The following is a 16,019-nucleotide window of genomic DNA, read 5'->3' on the forward strand; positions in this document are numbered from 1 at the left end:
ACCGGCGCTGGCCGGGTGCCTCCCCCAGCCTTCGGCCGGGGGGACCCCCAGCGCCCACCCGTGCCGCCCTGCGGCACGCCTGCCCGCAGCTATGTCTTTGGTCTTTTAGGGGCGCGGGGAACTGCGCGAGCAACCCCCACCGGGCCGCGGCCGCACCACCGCACAAGCCCCTACGGTCGTGGGCGCACTACGCCCGCACGACCATCGCCGAGTTGAACCCGGCATACCCGCGGGCCAGCACCAGCGCCGTGCGCACCTCCGTCTGCCGCGGCTCCCCCACCACCAGGTCGAGGTCGTAGCCCGCCTCCGGCGAGACGTTCACCGTCGCCGGCACCACCCCGTCCCGGACGGCGAGCAACGCCGTCGCCACGTCCAGCGGCGCCGCCCCCGAGTACAGCCGCCCGGTCATCGTCTTCGGCGCGGTCACCGGCACCCCGTGCGGCCCGAACACGTCGCTCAGCGCATCGGCCTCCACCCGGTCCAGCTCCGGCACGGCCGCCGCGTCGGCGAACACCACGTCGACGTCGGCCGCGTCGGCGCCCGCGTCCGCGAGGGCCAGCTCGATCGCCTTGCGCAGCCCCGGCGGCCGCCCGCTCCCCGGCGCCGGGTCGAACGTCGCGCCGTACCCCGCGATCTCCCCGTACACCCGGGCGCCCCGCCGTACGGCCGTCTCCTCGGCCTCCAGGATCAGGATCGCCCCGCCCTCGCCGGCCACGTGCCCGGCCGCCGCGGAGTCGAACGGCAGGTAGGACCGGTCCGGCTCCTCCGACGTGGAGAGCCGGTCGCTGGCGAGCTGGGCCACCCACCCCCACGGGCAGATGGACGCGTCGATCGCCCCGGAGACGATGAGCTGCGTCCCCTTCCGGATCTGCCGCCGCGCGTGCGCGAGGGCCTCCAGGCCGCCGGCCTGGTCGGAGACGACGACCCCGCTCGGGCCCTTCATCCCGTTGCGGATGGAGATCTGGCCGCTGTTGACGGCGTAGAACCAGGCGAACGACTGGTATGCCGAGACGAACTGGCTGCCCTGGCTCCACAGCTTCTGCAGCTCGCCCTGCCCGAACTCGAAGCCACCGGAGGAGCTGGCGGTGACGACGCCCATGTCGTAGGCGGGCAGGTCGGCCGGGCTGACGTCGGCGTCGGCCAGCGCCCAGTCGGTCGCGACGAGCGCCAGCCGGGTCATGTGGTCGGTCTGGGCGAGCAGCCGGCTCGGCAGGTGCTCCCCGGCGCTGAACCCGGGCACCTCGCCGGCGAGTTTCGCCGGGTATCCGGACGGCTCGAACCGCGTGATGCGGCCGATCCCGCTCTTCCCGGCGCGGGCGGCGGCCCAGTAGTCCGCCGTACCCAGGCCGTTGGGCGCGGCGATGCCGAGCCCGGTCACCACGGTCCGTGCGCTCATGCGGCCGCGCTCCTGTCCGGTCGGGCGAGCACCATCGCGCTCTGGAAGCCGCCGAACCCGCTGCCCACGGTGAGCACCGCGTCGGTGCGGTGCTCGCGGGCGGTGAGCGGCACGTAGTCCAGGTCGCACTCGGGGTCGGGGGTGTGCAGGTTGGCCGTCGGGGGCACGACGTTGTGCTCCATGGCGAGGACGGACGCGGCGATCTCGATGGAGCCGATCGCGCCGAGCGAGTGCCCGACCATCGACTTGATCGAGGAGACCGGGGTCCGGTAGGCGTGGTCGCCGAGGCTCTTCTTGAACGCGGCGGTCTCGTGCCGGTCGTTCTGCTTGGTGCCGGAGCCGTGCGCGTTGATGTAGTCGATCGCCTCGGGGTCGAGCCGTGCCTCGTCGAGGGCGACCGTGATGGCCTCGGCCATCTCCGCGCCGTCGGGCCGCAGTCCGGTCATGTGGAAGGCGTTGCAGCGGGAGGCGTACCCGGCGATCTCGGCGTAGATGTGCGCGCCCCGCCGCTTCGCGGCCTCCAGCTCCTCCAGGACGAAGACGGCCGACCCCTCCCCCAGCACGAACCCGTTGCGGGTACCGTCGAAGGGGCGGGAGGCGTGCTCGGGGTCGTCGTTGCGCGGGGTGGTGGCCTTGATGGCGTCGAAGCAGGCCAGGGTGATCGGGGAGATCGGGGCGTCGGTGGCGCCGGCGATCATCGCGCAGGCCGAGCCCTCCCGGATCAGCTCCACGGCGTGCCCGACGGAGTCGAGCCCCGACGTGCACCCGGTGGACACGACCGTGGCCGCGCCCTCCGCGCCCACCGACCAGGCGACCTCGGCCGCGAACGAGCTGGGCACCAGGTAGTTGTAGAGGTGCGGGACGGCGTAGGTGTGGTCGACGAGGTCGAGCCGGCCGCCGTCGCTGACCACCCGGTACTCCTGGTCGAGCCCCATGGTCGCGCCGACCGCGCTGCCGATGGTGACCCCGACCCGGTAGGGGTCGGCGCCGGACAGGTCGAGCCCGCTGTCGGCGAGGGCCTCCCGCGCACTGACGACGGCGAGTTGCGCCGCCCGGTCCATCCGGCGTATCTCCTGCGGGCCCAGCCCGTGCTCCTCCGGGTCGAAGTCGACCTCGGCGGCGACCCGGGACCGGAAGGAGGACGGGTCGAAGAAGGTGATACCGCGGGTCGCGGTGCGGCCCTCGCTGAGCAGGTTCCAGAAGTTCTTGGTGCCGACACCGCCGGGGGCGATGACGCCGACCCCGGTGATGACCACTCGCCTGGCGTTCACGCCCGGCCCTCCCAGTCGTAGAAGCGCGTGGCGACCGCGTCGGCGGGAGACCGCCAGGTGGCGGGGTCGTACGCCTGGATGAACGGCTTCAGGTCCTCACTGATCCGCACGAACCGCGGGTCGCTCTTGGCCTCCTCGATCAGCTCACCGCCGTTGTCGGTGTCGAAGTGCTGGAGGTGGAAGTACAGCCCGCGGTAGGCGAAGAGCTCACGGCGCCGGGTGCCCATGAGGCGCGGCATCTCGCTCCGGTCGAACTCTCCGAACAGCCGGGCGACCTCCTGGCTGCTACCCGGTTCCATCCGGGCGACGATCAGGGTGCTGTGCATGGGTTCACTCCTCAAGAGAGTCCAGCAAAATTGCCCCTTCAGGGGCGCGGGGAACTGCGCGACCAGCCACGACGGCGGGGCAGCCGCAAGACGACACGGCCCGGCAAGGCCTCAGCGGGCGGGCCCGAACCACCGCTCAAGCGCCATCGGCAGATCCGCGTGACTACCCGGCGCCGCCCACGCCACATACCCGTCGGGCCGCACCAGCACAGCCGTGGTACCGGCCAGCGGACCGTCGGCCGCCACCTCCGCCACCGCCGTCACCACGTCCACCCGGTCCCGCCAGGCCCAGGCCCGCTCCCGCAGCCTCTCGTTGTCGGCGAGGTCGAGCAGCACCCCCCGCCCGCCGCGCAGCGCCTCCGTGCTGGAGGCCACCCGCTTGTGCCCGGTGAGCGGCACGTTCGGCAGCCGCCGCCCGAGCAGCGCGCCGGCGCCCCCGTCGACGTCGTAGTGGATCTCGAGGCCGGAGACCATCGCCGCCAGGTGCCTGCCGACCTCCGGATACCGGATCAGCTCGTTCAGGACATCCCGCAGCGGCTGCACCTCGGGCCCGGACAGGAACAGCAGCCCCTGTGCCCGGGTGTTCATCATCAGCCGCTCCCCGACCGGGTGCCGTTCGTCGTGGTACGTGTCGAGCAGCGCCTCGGGCGCCCGCCCCCGCACCACCGCCCCCAGCTTCCAGCCGAGGTTCACGGCGTCCTGGATGCTGGTGTTCATGCCCTGGCCGCCGGCCGGGAGGTGGATGTGCGCGGAGTCGCCGGCGAGCAGGATCCGCCCCCGCCGGTACTCGGTGACGAGCCTCGTGCCGTCGCCGAACGACGACACCCACACCGCCTCGGCGTGCGAGATGTCGTCGCCGGTCAGCCGCTGCCAGGCCGCCGCGGCCTCCGCCCAGGTCGGCGGCTTCGCGCGGCGCTGCGGCGGGGTGCCGCGCTCGCAGATGATCAGCCGGGTGATGCCGCCGGGCAGCGGACCGACCATGACCATCCCGCCGGGCAGGGTCTCCCCGATCATCCGGGGCTCCAGCTCGATGCCCTTCACGTCGGCGAGGTACATCTCCAGCGTCGACGGCGTCCCCGGGAAGTCGAACCCGGCCGCCTTGCGGATGGTCGAGCGACCGCCGTCGCAGCCCACGAGGTACTCGGCGCGCAGCCGGTGCACGCCCTCGGGGCCGCGCACCTCGACCTCGACGCTGTCCTCCTTCTCCTTGACGGACAGCACCTCGTGCCGGCGCCGGATGTCCGCGCCGAGCCGGCCGGCCCACTCCTCCAGGACGGTCTCGGTGACCGACTGCGGGATCGTTTTGGCGGCCTGGTGGGCGCCGTCGAGGACACCGAAGTCGACCGGCAGGCCGCCGAAATGGCCCACGTTGCTGACCTCGATGTCCCCGAAGCGGGGCAGCAGTCCGCGCTGGTCGAAGACCTCCATGGTGCGGGCGGTGAAGCCGAGGCCGCGCGACTCCCCGGTGCGCGCGGGCAGCTTCTCCAGGACGATGACCTCGGCGCCCGCGAGCCGTAGCTCGCCCGCGAGCATCATGCCGGCCGGCCCGGCGCCCACGACGATGACTTGTGCGTCCATGACACTCCTCGGGAACGGTTCCGTACGGCCCCGTCGGGGAGACCGTCGGCGAAGACGAACTGTCAGCGGTACAGGCGCCCGATCGCCCGGTTGGCCACGTGCGCGGCCGCCGCGTGCCGCGGGTCGGGCGCCAGCGCCTCGTGCCGTACGGCGACTTCGGCGAGTTTGATGGCGTGCTCGTCGCCGATCCGGACGGCTTCGGCGAACAGGTCGGCCGGGTCGGAGGCGTCCGGCAGCGGGGCCGCGGGCCGGGGCACGGCGTGGAACCAGTCGAGCATCGTGCGGCTGACGGCCCGCGCCACCCGGTACGACGGCCACCGCTGGTCCTGCGGCAGGTGCTCCACCACCAGCCGTACGGCGGCGGGCCCGGTGACCGAGTGGATCAGCGGGATCGGGTGCGGGAGGGAGAGCGTGGCGTAGATCCCGGAGAACTCGGCGACGAGCTCGTCCAGCGCCCGTACGACGTCACCGCCGTCGCCCTCGTCCTCGCCCTCTCCCTCGCCCTCCTGGACCACGACTCCGCCCTCCGAGTACCGGGCCGCCCAGTACCCCAACCCCTGGGCTAGTTCCGCCAGTTGCAGGCGGTGGTCGGGGCCGGCGGTCACCACCGCGCGGACCGCGTGCGCGGTGCGGATCACCCCGTGCGTGAGCACCCCGGACATGCCGGGCAGCAGCCGGGGCCACCAGCGGGCCAGGACGTCGGTCCACTCGCCCTCGGCCAGCTCGCGCTCGAACAGGGCGGTCCAGTCGGCGACCCGGCCGAACGCGCCGAGCGCCTGCCGCCAGTCGGCCTCGTCGCCCGGGTCGATGGTGAACCGTCGCTCGGGCACGTCGTGGAAGGTGTGGCTGCGCAGATGGCCCTCCACCCAGCCGGGCACCTCCTCGGCGTACCCCATGTGGGCCAGGGCCTCGGCGGCCATCGGGGCATGGTTGACGAAGCCGCGCCCGTGCTCGTACCCCACGGAACGCAGCCGTTCCAGGGCGTCGTTCATGGCGTCGGTGTAGGTGAGTGCTGCCACAGCGATCAGTCCTCGATCGGTCCTTGATCAGTCCTTGATGTCGCAGACCGCGGCGCCGGCGGCGAGGGCCTGCCCCACCTCGGCGGCGATCCCGGTCACGGTGCCGGAGCGGTGCGCGGTGAGCGGCTGCTCCATCTTCATGGCCTCGAGTACGACGACCAGGTCGCCCTTCTCGACCGGCTGCCCCTCGGCGACGGCGACCTTGACGACGGTGCCCTGCATCGGAGAGGTGAGCGTGTCCCCGGAGGCGGCGGGCACCGAACCGCCGGCGTTGCGGCGGCGGGACCGGGGCGCGGCGGCCCCCACGAGCGTCCGGTCCGGGACCCTGCCCAGCACGGACGGCAGCGAGACCTCCAGCCGGTGCCCGCCTACCTCGACGACCACCGTCTCCCGGCCGGCCTCCGCCGTCTCGGAACCGGCGGCCGGGGCCGCCGTGAAGGCCTCGATCTCGTTGACGAACTCGGTCTCGATCCACCGGGTGTGGACCGTGAACGGCCCCTCGGCCGGGGCGAACGCCGGATCCCGTACCACCGCCCGGTGGAACGGGATCGCCGTGGCCATCCCCTCCACGCGGAACTCGTCGAGTGCCCGCGCGGCCCGCTGCAGGGCCTCCGCGCGGGTGCGGCCGGTGACGATCAGCTTGGCGAGCAGCGAGTCCCAGGCCGGGCCGATCACGCTGCCCGACTCCACGCCGGCGTCCAGCCGTACCCCCGGTCCCGACGGCGGCTCGAAGACCGTCACCGTGCCCGGCGCGGGCAGGAAGCCCCGGCCCGGGTCCTCACCGTTGATGCGGAACTCGAAGGAGTGGCCGCGCAGTTCGGGGTCGCCGTAGCCGAGTTCCGCGCCGTCGGCGATCCGGAACATCTCGCGGACCAGGTCGATGCCGGCGACCTCCTCGGTCACCGGATGCTCCACCTGGAGGCGGGTGTTGACCTCCAGGAAGGAGACCGTGCCGTCCTGCCCGACGAGGAACTCGCAGGTACCCGCGCCGACATAGCCGGCCTCGCGCAGGATGGCCTTGGACGCCCGGTACAGCTCGGCGGTCTGCTCCGGCGTCAGGAACGGTGCCGGAGCCTCCTCCACCAGCTTCTGGTGGCGGCGCTGCAACGAGCAGTCACGGGTCGATACGACGACCACGTTGCCGTACCGGTCCGCGAGGCACTGCGTCTCGACGTGCCGCGGCCGGTCCAGGTAGCGCTCCACGAAGCACTCGCCGCGGCCGAAGGCGGCCACCGCCTCACGCACCGCCGACTCATAGAGCTCCGGCACCTCCTCCAGGGTCCGGGCGACCTTCAGCCCGCGCCCGCCGCCGCCGAAGGCCGCCTTGATGGCGATCGGGAGACCGTGCTCCTCGGCGAACGCCACGACCTCGTCGGCGCCCGAGACGGGATCCGGGGTGCCGGCCACCAGGGGCGCGCCCGCCCGCTGGGCGATGTGCCGGGCCGCCACCTTGTCGCCCAGGTCGCGGATCGCCTGCGGCGGCGGGCCGATCCAGGTCAGGCCCGCGTCCAGGACCGCCTGCGCGAACTCGGCGTTCTCGGACAGGAACCCGTAGCCGGGGTGGACGGCGTCCGCCCCGGTCTCCCGGGCGGCCCGCAGGACCTTCCCGATGTCCAGGTAGCTGGTGGCCGGCGTGTCACCGCCCAGGGCGAAGGCCGCGTCGGCGACCCGGACGTGCAGGGCGTCCCGGTCCGGGTCCGCGTAGACGGCGACGCTCGCGATCCCGGCGTCCCGGCAGGCTCTGGCCACGCGTACGGCGATCTCGCCTCGGTTGGCGATGAGCACCCTGCGCATGTCAGGACGCCTGCCGGGTCTGCTGGAAGCGGTCCGCGCCGGTCTCCAGCGGGCCCAGGGAGCCGTCGAAGAAGATCAGCGGCTCCAGGCCGTGCTCGGGGACGCCCAGCTCCACCACCTCGCCGATGACGATGTCGTGGTCGCCGGCGCTGTGCACGTCGACCGTGGTACAGGTCAGGTGGGCGAGGGCCTCGCTGAGCACGGGCAGCCCGTCCTCGGTGAAGTGGTGCGGGACGCCCTCGAAGGCGGTGGCCTCGGTCCGGCGCCCGGCGAAGTGCCGGGCCAGCGGCTGCTGCCGGCCGGACAGGAAGTTCACGGTGAACCCGCCGCTCTGCTCCAGGAGCGTGTGCAGCCGGGACTGCTGGTGCAGGCAGAACAGCACCAGCGGGGGTTCCAGCGAGACCGAGGTGAACGAGTTGACGGTGGTGCCGTCCGCGTCGCCGTCGGGGCCGGTGGTGATGACCGTGACGCCGGTCGTGAACAGGCCGCACACGCGGCGCAGATCCAGCGGTTCGACGGGCCGGGTCTCTTCTTCGGCGCGGGTCAGCGACCGCGCTGCTGCGGACATGCGCATGCCTTTCTGGCGTTGTCTGGCAGTGGCAGGGGTCAGAGGAGCTTGCGGACCTTCGCGCCGGCCTTGAGGATGCCGAGCAGGAACTCGCGGCCGACGCTGTTCATCTCGGCGGGGGCCTCGACGGAGGCCCAGTACAGGAAGCGGGCCATGGTCAGCGTGGACGGGTAGATGAACCGCCGCTCCTCGTCCTTCCAGCCGAAGACCGGGTTGACGACCGGGGACTCCTTGAGCAGCCCGAAGACGATGTCGGCGGCCTCGTCGCCGGTGAGCGCGCCGGCCTCGTACTTCTCGCAGGTCTCGGCGGTGCTCTCCAGGATCCGCTTGAAGGAGTCGCTCTGCGGCCACCACAGGCCCGGGTGGGCGACCTTCTCCAGCTCGTCGAAGTGGCGTGTGTCGTGGTCCTTGAAGTGCTTGAGGCGGGCCCGCGTCAGCCGCATGGTGCCGGGGGTGATGAAGGAGCCCCAGACCCGGAAGACCGCGTTCCAGAGCCGGAAGTGGGAGAACGCGATGAAGGAGCTGTTGACCAGGTCGTCGTTGTACTGGAGCAGGCCCTGCTCGACGCGCTCGACGTACGCGAAGCGCTCCGCGGAGAAGTCGCCGTCCTTCAGGGCGGGGATCAGCCGGGAGGTGAGCGCGTCGACGACCTCCATGGTGTTGGACAGGCCGCGGGAGAACAGCGGGTCGAGGAAGCCGGCCGCGTGCGACATCAGGCACCAGCGGTCGCCGATGGTCTGCTTCGAGCTGTACTGCAGCCGGTCGGTGGAGATCCACTCGCGGACCCGGGTGGCGCCGTCGAACTGCCGCTTCACCGCCGGGTACTTGTCGAGGAAGGACTGGAACTCCTGCTCCGGGGTGAGGTCCTTGGGCTTCGGGTAGGTGCGCTCGTCCATCGTCAGGCCGACGCTGCACAGCGGGTTGCGGGACTTGGGGTGGTTGTCGAAGGGGATGATCCAGAACCAGCCGCGCTCGATGAGGTGGTGCATGGTGCCGGTGTGCCAGTCGGCCGGCGGGCGCAGGTCCTGGGGGTGGCCGCTGACGTCGTCGAACCGCTTGATGCCGACGTAGTGCGTGAACATCGAGCGGGAGTGGTGCTTGAAGCGGGCGGTGGGCTTGTCGCGCAGGTCGAACTTGTCGGCGAGCGGGGAGCGGAACCCGGAGGCGTCCACCAGGTACTTGGCCCGGTACAGCTCGGGCTCGGCGCCGGGGGCGGCGCTGCGGCCGAGGACGGTGACGCCGTCGTCGTCGAACTCGACCTCGTTGGCCCGCCAGTTCTGCCGGGGGGTGCAGCCGTATTTGATGGCCACGTGGAACATGAAGGAGTCACTGTCCTGCCGGAACATGTGGCTGTTCTGGTGGAATATCTTCGGCAGGGCGAGCTGGGTGGCCTCGCGCGGGTCGGGCTCTTTTCCGACCTCGTGCTTCATGAATCCGAAGTGTGCCTTCGTGCCGAAGGTCGGGCCGATGTCACGGGTGGAGGCCTCGACGCTGGCCAGGCTTTTCAGCTCGGGGATGTCGTGGCGCTCGGAGAGGATGTGGATCCATTCCACGAGCTGCGGGGTCATGGACTCGCCGATGGCGAAGCGCGGGTGCGCGGCGGCGTCTACCAGCAGCACCTTGGCGCCGTGCTTGGCCAGGACGGCACCGGTGACGGAGCCGGCGAGGCCCGAGCCGAGGATGATGACGTCGAAGGTCATGTCCTCGGGTGTGCGCGCCGGTTCCGGCGCGCCGTCGGTCTTCTTGGCGACCATGACTGTCTCCTTCGTCGAGGGGCGGTGCGCAACGGGAAATCAGCATGAAAAAAGGCCCCTCGCGGCCCTTCCTGAAGGAAATCGGAAGGGCGGTGCGAAGAGCCTGGAAAAGGGCGCGGGATATCCGCTGAATTAAGCGTGACATCCTTTGGCCAGAGGGTCAACCCCCGGCGGGAACGGATGACTTGGTGTTCTCGGCGAATGCCGGGCCGGAATGCGTCGGGGCGAGGAGTTTCAGCAGCAGTTCCCGCAGCTCGTCCTCGCCGCCGGGGCCGAGCATGGCGGAGACGTCCGCGGCGAGCCCCGCGACGGCCCGGGCCACGACACCGAGCCGCTCACGGCCGAGGTCGGTCACCTCGAGGGCGTACCGGCGCCGGTCGTGCGGGTCGCGCCCCCGGCGCACCAGGCCCAGCTTGACGAGTTCGTCGACGAGCTGGGAGGCGGCGGGACCGGTGATGGCGAGGAGTTCGGCGAGCCGCTGCTGGGAGATGGGTCCGAGGACGTCGAGGGCGGACAGCGGGCCGTAGTGACGCACCCGCAGACCGGTGCCGGCCAGCTTGTCGTCGCCGTGCTTGCGCAGCCGGTGGTGGGCCTGGGCGACCAGGTACTCGGTGCCCTGCACCAGCGGCTGCGCCGACTCGGGCAGCAGCCGGCCGAGCAGCTCGTCGAGCCGGGCGGTCTCCTCGTCCGTCAGTACGGCGGTGAGCCGGGCGTCCCGCTCGGCGACCGCCCGCCGGCTGGCCTCCACGGCCTCGCGTCCCCCGTCGGTCAGGGAGAGCACGTACTGGCGCCGGTTGTCGGGGTTACGGGTGCGCCGGACCTCGTCGCGGGCCTCAAGGCGGTCGATGACGCCGACCATGATGGTGCGGTTGATGCCGAGCCGCTCCGCGAGGTCGAGCTGGGACTCCCAGTCACGGCCGGTGAGCGCGTCGAGGACCAGGAAGTCACGGGGGTCGCTGTCGCCGCCGTCGTCGGTGGCGGAGAACTGCGCGTGGACGCGGCGCAGGAGGTAGCCGATGAAGTCCGTGAGCGCGTCCGGGAGGACACCGGGGACCTCCGCGGTCTGCTCGGTCCGGGTCACCGGGCCGCGATCGTCGTCGCTCTCGTACCGCAAGACAGCACCTCCTGCCCGAGTATATCGACGGCCCTCCGACCGGCACCGGCACCGGCACGGCCCCGGCACCGGGGAACCGGCGACCCCGCCCGGAGTGGGCAGGGCGGGGCCGCCGGGGTCGGTCACAGGGCGACGGGCGGGTGCTCGGCGTCCTGCTGCTGGGGGCGGGTGCCCGGGAGGGTGGCCAGGGCCACGACCAGGGCCAGCACGTAGAAGGCGCCGCCGAGCAGGAACCCGTACGAGTAGCCGGTGGTGAGGGCGTGCGGGACGCTGCCCGGCAGCTCGTGGTCGGTGATGGCGGTGGCCGCCGCGGCGAGGGCGGCCAGGCCGATGGCGCCGCCGATCTGCTGGGCGGTGTTGACCAGGCCGGAGGCGGCGCCGGTGGCCTGCGGGGCGACCCCGCGGACGCTGACGATGGTGACGGCCACGAAGACCATGCCGAGGCCGAGACCGACGACCAGCTGGGCCGGCAGCAGCGCGGCCCACGGGGTCTGGCCGGGCTCGATGAGGCTGAACCAGACCATGCCGACGGTGCCGATCAGCAGACCGAGGGCGATCACGTTGCGCTCGGGCAGCTTGGCGAGCAGCTGCGGGCCGAGGCCGCCGGCCGCGATGCCCATGCCGAGTGCGAAGGGCAGGTAGGCGACGCCGGTGACCATCGGGGCGTAGCCCTTGACGAGCTGCATGTAGAGGGTCAGGAAGTAGAAGGTGGCGAGCATGCCCGCGCCGACCAGGAACATGATCAGGTTGGCGCCGACGCGGCTCCTGTCGGCGAGCACCCCGCTCGGGATCATCGGCGCCCTGCTGGCGCGCTGGATGAGGACGAAGGCGAGGATCAGGACGAGCGCGGCGCCCAGGCCGATCAGGGTGACGCTGTCACCGAAGCCCTTGTCGCCGGCGCGGTTGATGGCGTAGACGAGCGAGCCGAAGCCCAGGGTGGCGGTGAGCGCGCCGGGGACGTCGACCTTGCCGCGCTCGCGCTCGCCCTCGACGAGGACGCCGGTGCCGAACAGGACGGCCAGGGCGATCGGGATGTTCACGAACATCACCCAGCGCCAGCTCAGGTACTCGGTGAGCGCGCCGCCGAGCAGCAGGCCGACGACCGAGCCGAGGCCGCCCATCGCGCCGTAGACGCCGAGCGCCTTGTTGCGGGCGGGTCCTGCCGGGAAGGTGGTGGCCAGCAGGGACAGCGCGGTGGGGGCGGCGATGGCGGCGCCCGCACCCTGGATCACGCGGGCGGCGATGAGCAGTTCGCCGCTCTGGGCGAGGCCGCCGAGCAGCGAGGCGGCGGTGAACAGGACCAGTCCGGTGCGGAAGACCCGGCGGCGGCCGAAGAGGTCACCGGCGCGGCCGCCGGCCAGCAGCAGACCGCCGAAGGCCAGGGCGTAGGCGGTGACGATCCAGCCGAGGCCGGACTCGCTGAGCCCGAGGGCGCTCTGCATGCTGGGCAGGGCGACGGCGACGATCGTGTTGTCGAGGACGAGCATGAGCTGGGCCGCGGCGATCACGAGTAACGCCAGTCCGAGTTTGCCGTCCTGCTGCGGCGGGGCCGCGGCCTTGGGGACGGCCTGAGTGCGGTCTTGCAGCGACATGGGATGTCTCCGTGTCTGTCTCAGGGTTGGGGGGGTGTCGAGCGGAGCGGAACCCCTCGGGATCCGGTCAGCGGCTGGTGAAGGTGGAGGCGGAGGCGGCCTTGGGGGTCCAGATGTCGAGGTCCTCGTAGGCCTTGCGCCAGTCGTTCTCGTAGGCGTTGCGCAGCGGTTCGGGCATGTTGCCGAGGAGCTTGGCGGCCTTCACGGCGTCGATGTCGTCGAGCAGCCAGGGCAGGTAGCGGGCGGAGTCGTCGCCGACCCGGGTGCGCTGCTCGCCGGCGAAGGTCGCCCACTGCTCCTGGGAGAGCGTGATGTCCATCAGCTGCAGGGCGTCCCGCTCCTCGTGGTCGAGGTGGCCGCCGAGCTTGGTGTAGAGGGTGTCGGTCAGGCCGGTCAGGCGCTCCAGGCCGGAGTCCCGGTCGGCCAGGGCCGCGTCGATGTCGGCGAGCAGCGGGTCGATGACGCCGTGCTCGGCCTCCATGTCGGCGAGCAGCGCCAGTTCGGAGTCCCGGCCGGCCAGCGCCGCCTCCATGACCGGCCAGATCCGCACGTCCTCGGAGGTGTGGTGGATGGTCAGGAACTTCTTGAAGAGCTCCCAGCCGACCGCGGTGCTCAGTACGTGCCGGGGGTCCTCGTCGACCCGTGCGGTGATCCGGGCGATCCGCTCCAGCTCGCGGCGGAGCGCGTCGTGGATCGCGAACATCATCGTCATGTCGAGGTTCTTGAAGTCCTGGCTCATCGTTCTCTCCCTCACTGCTTCGTCGTCGTACTGCGAGAGTATCGTCAACCTACTTATCTATCAAGCTTCCAACTAGCAGTCTTCCAACCATCAGGGCCGGAACTATTCGCCGGTCGTGGGCTGACGCCGCTGCCGCGCCCGAAGGCGCAGGTCAGCGGGTTCTCGCGATCTCCAGGGCGGGTTCGCCTTGGCCGGTTCCGGCCGGTTCCCGTCCGAGGTCCTCGTCGATCCCCTTGCGGATCCGGGTCAGCGCGGGGCTGGTCATGGCCGTGGTGAGCAGCGCCATCAGCACGAGGACGGTGAACAGCTCGGGCCCGATGACACCCAGCCCCAGGCCGATGTTGAGCACGATCAGCTCGGTCAGGCCACGGCAGTTCATCAGCGCACCCAAGGACATGGAGTCCCGCCAGTCCCGGCCGGAGAGCCGGGCCGCGAGCGTGCCGCCGCCCCACTTGCCGGCCACGGCGACGGCGAGCACGGCACCCGCCCACAGCCACTGGGTACCGCTGCCGCCCAGCAGCCCCACATCGGTCTTCAGCCCGGTGCCGACGAAGAACAGCGGCAGCAGCGTGGGCACGGCGAAGGCCCGCATCCGGGCCGCGGTGGCCTCGATCCGCCGGCTGCCGCGCGGGGTGACCACGCCGAACAGGAACGCGCCGAACAGCGCGTGCACCCCGATCCGGTCGGTGGCGTAGGCGGCCAGGCTCAGTCCGCTGAACAGCACGACCAGCACGACCCCGTCGGCGTACCGGCGTTCCGCCCGCGCGGCCCACCGGGCCAGCAGCGGCCGTACGACGAGGAACATCACGGCGGTGAAGACGAGCGCGTACCCGGCCGTGGTCAGGGCCTCCAGGGGCGAGTTGCTCTTCGTCACCGCCACCACCGCGGCCAGCAGGCACCAGGCGCTGACGTCGTCCACGGCCGCGCTGGCCATGGCGAGCGCGCCCACCCGGGTCCGGTACAGGCCCCGGTCGGTCAGGATGCGGGCCAGCACGGGGAACGCGGTGATGCTCATCGACACCGCGATGAACAGCACGAACGGCAGCCTCCCGGTGCCGGGCGGCGCGAAGTCGCCGTACATGCCGAGGGCCAGCAGCGTGCCCAGCAGCAGCGGCAGCGCGATCCCGGCCTGGGACACGGCGACGGCCGTTCTGCTGTTGCCGCGCAGGGACTTGAGGTCGAGTTCGAGTCCGACGAGGAACATGAACACGAGCAGGCCGATGTTCCCGAGCACGCCGATGTAGGGCAGCGCCGACTGCGGGAACAGCCATGTCTGGGCACCGGGCCAGAGCCAGCCCAGCAGGGACGGGCCGAACAGGATGCCGACGAGGATCTCGCCGACGACAGGGGGTTGCCCGAGCCGCTTGAGCAACTGGGCACCGGCCCGGCAGGCGAGGATCACCACGGGCACGGCGACGAGCAGAGGGGTGAGCGGATCCGGGGCGGCGGCAGCCATCGCGTTCTCCTGTGAAGAGAGGTCAGGTTTTTTTTGGGGGCGCGGGGAACTGCGCGATCAGCCGCATCGGACCTGCGGACGCTCCACCACGGATCGCGGCACTTCCTGCGCATCGCCGTGCCGGGTGCGGTCGTCGGGCGGCTGCGGCGCCGTCGTGGCTGGTCGCGCCCACGCGGCGGTAGCCGCACATTGAACACAGCCCCGCGCCCCTTTCGGGGCGCTGTACTGGGCGGCGTCTTCAAGTCCCGTAGGGACGCGTCGCCTTGGCCTCGCGGAGCGCGGTCGCCCACCATGTGAGCTGGTCCAGCATCAGCTTGGCCGCGGCCTCGGCCCCCTCCGGCTCCGCCGGAAACGTGCCGTCGGCGTCGTAGTGCTCCAGCACCCGCGGGAACGTCACGACGTCCTTCATCCCCACGCAGTGGAACTCGGCGAAGATCTGCCGCAGATGCTCGATCGCGCGCACCCCGCCGGCCATGCCGAGGCCGTAGCCGACGAACCCGACCGGCTTGGCCTCCCACTCGGTCTGGAAGCTGTCGATGAGGGTCTTCAGCGGCCCCGGGACGCTGCGGTTGTACTCCGGTACGACGACCACGTACGCCTCCGCCCCGCCCAGCCGGGGCCGCAGCGCCGCCGCCCGCGGGTCGGCCTCGTCGAGGCTCGCCGGCAGCAGGTGCTCGGCCACGTCGACGACGTCGAGGACCAGGTCGTCGCGGCGGGCGGCGACCCGCGCGAACCAGCCCGCGACGTCCGGCGCGAGCCGCCCGTCCCGGGCGGAGCCGACCAGCAGCGCCACCCGGACGGGCCGGGTGACCGGGCCGGCGGCGGTCACGGCCGGGCCGCCCGCACCCGCGCCGGTGCCTCGACCGGCGTCAGTGCGAGGAACTCGGTGGCCTCGACCCGGGAGAGGATCCGGCGGGTCAGGGCGGGCATCTTCGTCGTACCGTCGTCGGTGAAGACCACCGGCCCGGTGACCCGGATCCGGCGGCCGCGCGTGGTGATCTCGCAACCGCCCGCCGCCAGCACGTTCTTGACCCAGTCGGAGCCGGGCCCGTACGGCAGCGTGATGACGATGTCCGCGCCGCGCCGGAACAGCTTGACGGGCGTGGCGAACTCGCGCCCCGACTTGCGGCCGCGGTGGTGGACCTTCCCGAAGCCGGGCAGCCGGCTGAACAGCGGCCCGACGAGATGGTTGGCGAACCGCCTGTTGAAGCGGGCGACTTTCCTGTCGATCGGCATGTCTCACGTCCCTTGCTCCGTAGGGCACTTCGATTCCATTCCATGGCCGTGGGGGGGGGGGGGCCCCCCCCGGCCCCGGGGGGCCGGCCCCCCCCCGCCGCCCCGGGGGGGGCGGGGGCGCGGGCGGCGCCCCCCCCCGCGCCCCGGGGGCGGGGGGGGCCCCCCCGGCGCGCCCC

Annotated in this window: 14 protein-coding genes; all 14 read right to left on the reverse strand. The window is 72.2% G+C overall.

The window, feature by feature from the left end:
* Positions 1 to 187 precede the first annotated feature (187 nt).
* Positions 188 to 1,396: a ketosynthase chain-length factor gene (locus ACFWPQ_RS50930; protein ID WP_384051865.1), complete on the reverse strand. Its 1,209-nt coding sequence runs from the start codon at positions 1,394 to 1,396 to the stop codon at positions 188 to 190.
* Positions 1,393 to 2,667, reverse strand: coding sequence for a beta-ketoacyl-[acyl-carrier-protein] synthase family protein (locus ACFWPQ_RS50935; protein WP_384051867.1), 1,275 nt, complete (start codon positions 2,665 to 2,667; stop codon positions 1,393 to 1,395). Before ACFWPQ_RS50935 ends, ACFWPQ_RS50930 begins: the two co-directional genes overlap by 4 nt.
* Positions 2,664 to 2,993 carry a TcmI family type II polyketide cyclase gene (locus ACFWPQ_RS50940; protein ID WP_384051869.1) on the reverse strand — a complete coding sequence of 110 codons (330 nt, stop codon included), beginning with the start codon at positions 2,991 to 2,993 and terminating at the stop codon, positions 2,664 to 2,666. Before ACFWPQ_RS50940 ends, ACFWPQ_RS50935 begins: the two co-directional genes overlap by 4 nt.
* A 111-nt stretch (positions 2,994 to 3,104) precedes the next feature.
* Positions 3,105 to 4,571, reverse strand: coding sequence for an FAD-dependent monooxygenase (locus ACFWPQ_RS50945; RefSeq protein ID WP_384051871.1), 1,467 nt, complete (start codon positions 4,569 to 4,571; stop codon positions 3,105 to 3,107).
* Positions 4,572 to 4,633: 62 nt separating this feature from the next.
* The gene (locus ACFWPQ_RS50950) at positions 4,634 to 5,590 is read right to left on the reverse strand and encodes a hypothetical protein (protein ID WP_384051873.1); all 957 of its coding nucleotides are present in this window, start codon (positions 5,588 to 5,590) and stop codon (positions 4,634 to 4,636) included.
* Between the two features lie 27 nt (positions 5,591 to 5,617).
* Entirely contained in the window at positions 5,618 to 7,384 is a 1,767-nt protein-coding gene (locus tag ACFWPQ_RS50955; RefSeq protein ID WP_384051875.1) for a biotin carboxylase N-terminal domain-containing protein, read from the reverse strand.
* A gap of 1 nt (position 7,385) precedes the next feature.
* Entirely contained in the window at positions 7,386 to 7,952 is a 567-nt protein-coding gene (locus ACFWPQ_RS50960) for a flavin reductase family protein (RefSeq protein ID WP_384051877.1), read from the reverse strand.
* 38 nt (positions 7,953 to 7,990) lie between these two features.
* Entirely contained in the window at positions 7,991 to 9,706 is a 1,716-nt protein-coding gene (locus ACFWPQ_RS50965; RefSeq protein WP_384051879.1) for an NAD(P)/FAD-dependent oxidoreductase, read from the reverse strand.
* 160 nt (positions 9,707 to 9,866) lie between these two features.
* Positions 9,867 to 10,787 carry a MarR family winged helix-turn-helix transcriptional regulator gene (locus ACFWPQ_RS50970; protein ID WP_384051891.1) on the reverse strand — a complete coding sequence of 307 codons (921 nt, stop codon included), beginning with the start codon at positions 10,785 to 10,787 and terminating at the stop codon, positions 9,867 to 9,869.
* Between the two features lie 155 nt (positions 10,788 to 10,942).
* Positions 10,943 to 12,412: an MFS transporter gene (locus ACFWPQ_RS50975; protein ID WP_384051881.1), complete on the reverse strand. Its 1,470-nt coding sequence runs from the start codon at positions 12,410 to 12,412 to the stop codon at positions 10,943 to 10,945.
* Between the two features lie 67 nt (positions 12,413 to 12,479).
* Positions 12,480 to 13,151 carry a hemerythrin domain-containing protein gene (locus ACFWPQ_RS50980; RefSeq protein ID WP_384051883.1) on the reverse strand — a complete coding sequence of 224 codons (672 nt, stop codon included), beginning with the start codon at positions 13,149 to 13,151 and terminating at the stop codon, positions 12,480 to 12,482.
* 151 nt (positions 13,152 to 13,302) lie between these two features.
* On the reverse strand, positions 13,303 to 14,607 hold the full coding sequence (locus tag ACFWPQ_RS50985) for a cation:proton antiporter (protein WP_384051885.1): 1,305 nt from the start codon (positions 14,605 to 14,607) through the stop codon (positions 13,303 to 13,305).
* A 238-nt stretch (positions 14,608 to 14,845) separates the two neighbouring features.
* Complete coding sequence (locus ACFWPQ_RS50990) at positions 14,846 to 15,436, reverse strand: NADPH-dependent FMN reductase (RefSeq protein ID WP_384051887.1); 591 nt, start codon at positions 15,434 to 15,436, stop codon at positions 14,846 to 14,848.
* Complete coding sequence (locus tag ACFWPQ_RS50995; protein ID WP_384051889.1) at positions 15,433 to 15,843, reverse strand: nitroreductase family deazaflavin-dependent oxidoreductase; 411 nt, start codon at positions 15,841 to 15,843, stop codon at positions 15,433 to 15,435. The genes ACFWPQ_RS50990 and ACFWPQ_RS50995 overlap by 4 nt, the downstream gene beginning before the upstream one ends.
* Positions 15,844 to 16,019: the final 176 nt, after the last annotated feature.

It is taken from the genome of Streptomyces sp. NPDC058464, assembly GCF_042721035.1.
Lineage (GTDB): Bacteria > Actinomycetota > Actinomycetes > Streptomycetales > Streptomycetaceae > Streptomyces.

Coding starts and splice junctions, on each gene's coding strand:
- ACFWPQ_RS50955 (WP_384051875.1), bottom strand. CDS start 7,384: ATGCGCAGGGTGCTCATCGCCAACCGAGGCGAGATCGCCGTACGCGTG.
- ACFWPQ_RS50995 (WP_384051889.1), bottom strand. CDS start 15,843: ATGCCGATCGACAGGAAAGTCGCCCGCTTCAACAGGCGGTTCGCCAAC.
- ACFWPQ_RS50975 (WP_384051881.1), bottom strand. CDS start 12,412: ATGTCGCTGCAAGACCGCACTCAGGCCGTCCCCAAGGCCGCGGCCCCG.
- ACFWPQ_RS50960 (WP_384051877.1), bottom strand. CDS start 7,952: ATGTCCGCAGCAGCGCGGTCGCTGACCCGCGCCGAAGAAGAGACCCGG.
- ACFWPQ_RS50930 (WP_384051865.1), bottom strand. CDS start 1,396: ATGAGCGCACGGACCGTGGTGACCGGGCTCGGCATCGCCGCGCCCAAC.
- ACFWPQ_RS50945 (WP_384051871.1), bottom strand. CDS start 4,571: ATGGACGCACAAGTCATCGTCGTGGGCGCCGGGCCGGCCGGCATGATG.
- ACFWPQ_RS50940 (WP_384051869.1), bottom strand. CDS start 2,993: ATGCACAGCACCCTGATCGTCGCCCGGATGGAACCGGGTAGCAGCCAG.
- ACFWPQ_RS50985 (WP_384051885.1), bottom strand. CDS start 14,607: ATGGCTGCCGCCGCCCCGGATCCGCTCACCCCTCTGCTCGTCGCCGTG.
- ACFWPQ_RS50980 (WP_384051883.1), bottom strand. CDS start 13,151: ATGAGCCAGGACTTCAAGAACCTCGACATGACGATGATGTTCGCGATC.
- ACFWPQ_RS50965 (WP_384051879.1), bottom strand. CDS start 9,706: ATGGTCGCCAAGAAGACCGACGGCGCGCCGGAACCGGCGCGCACACCC.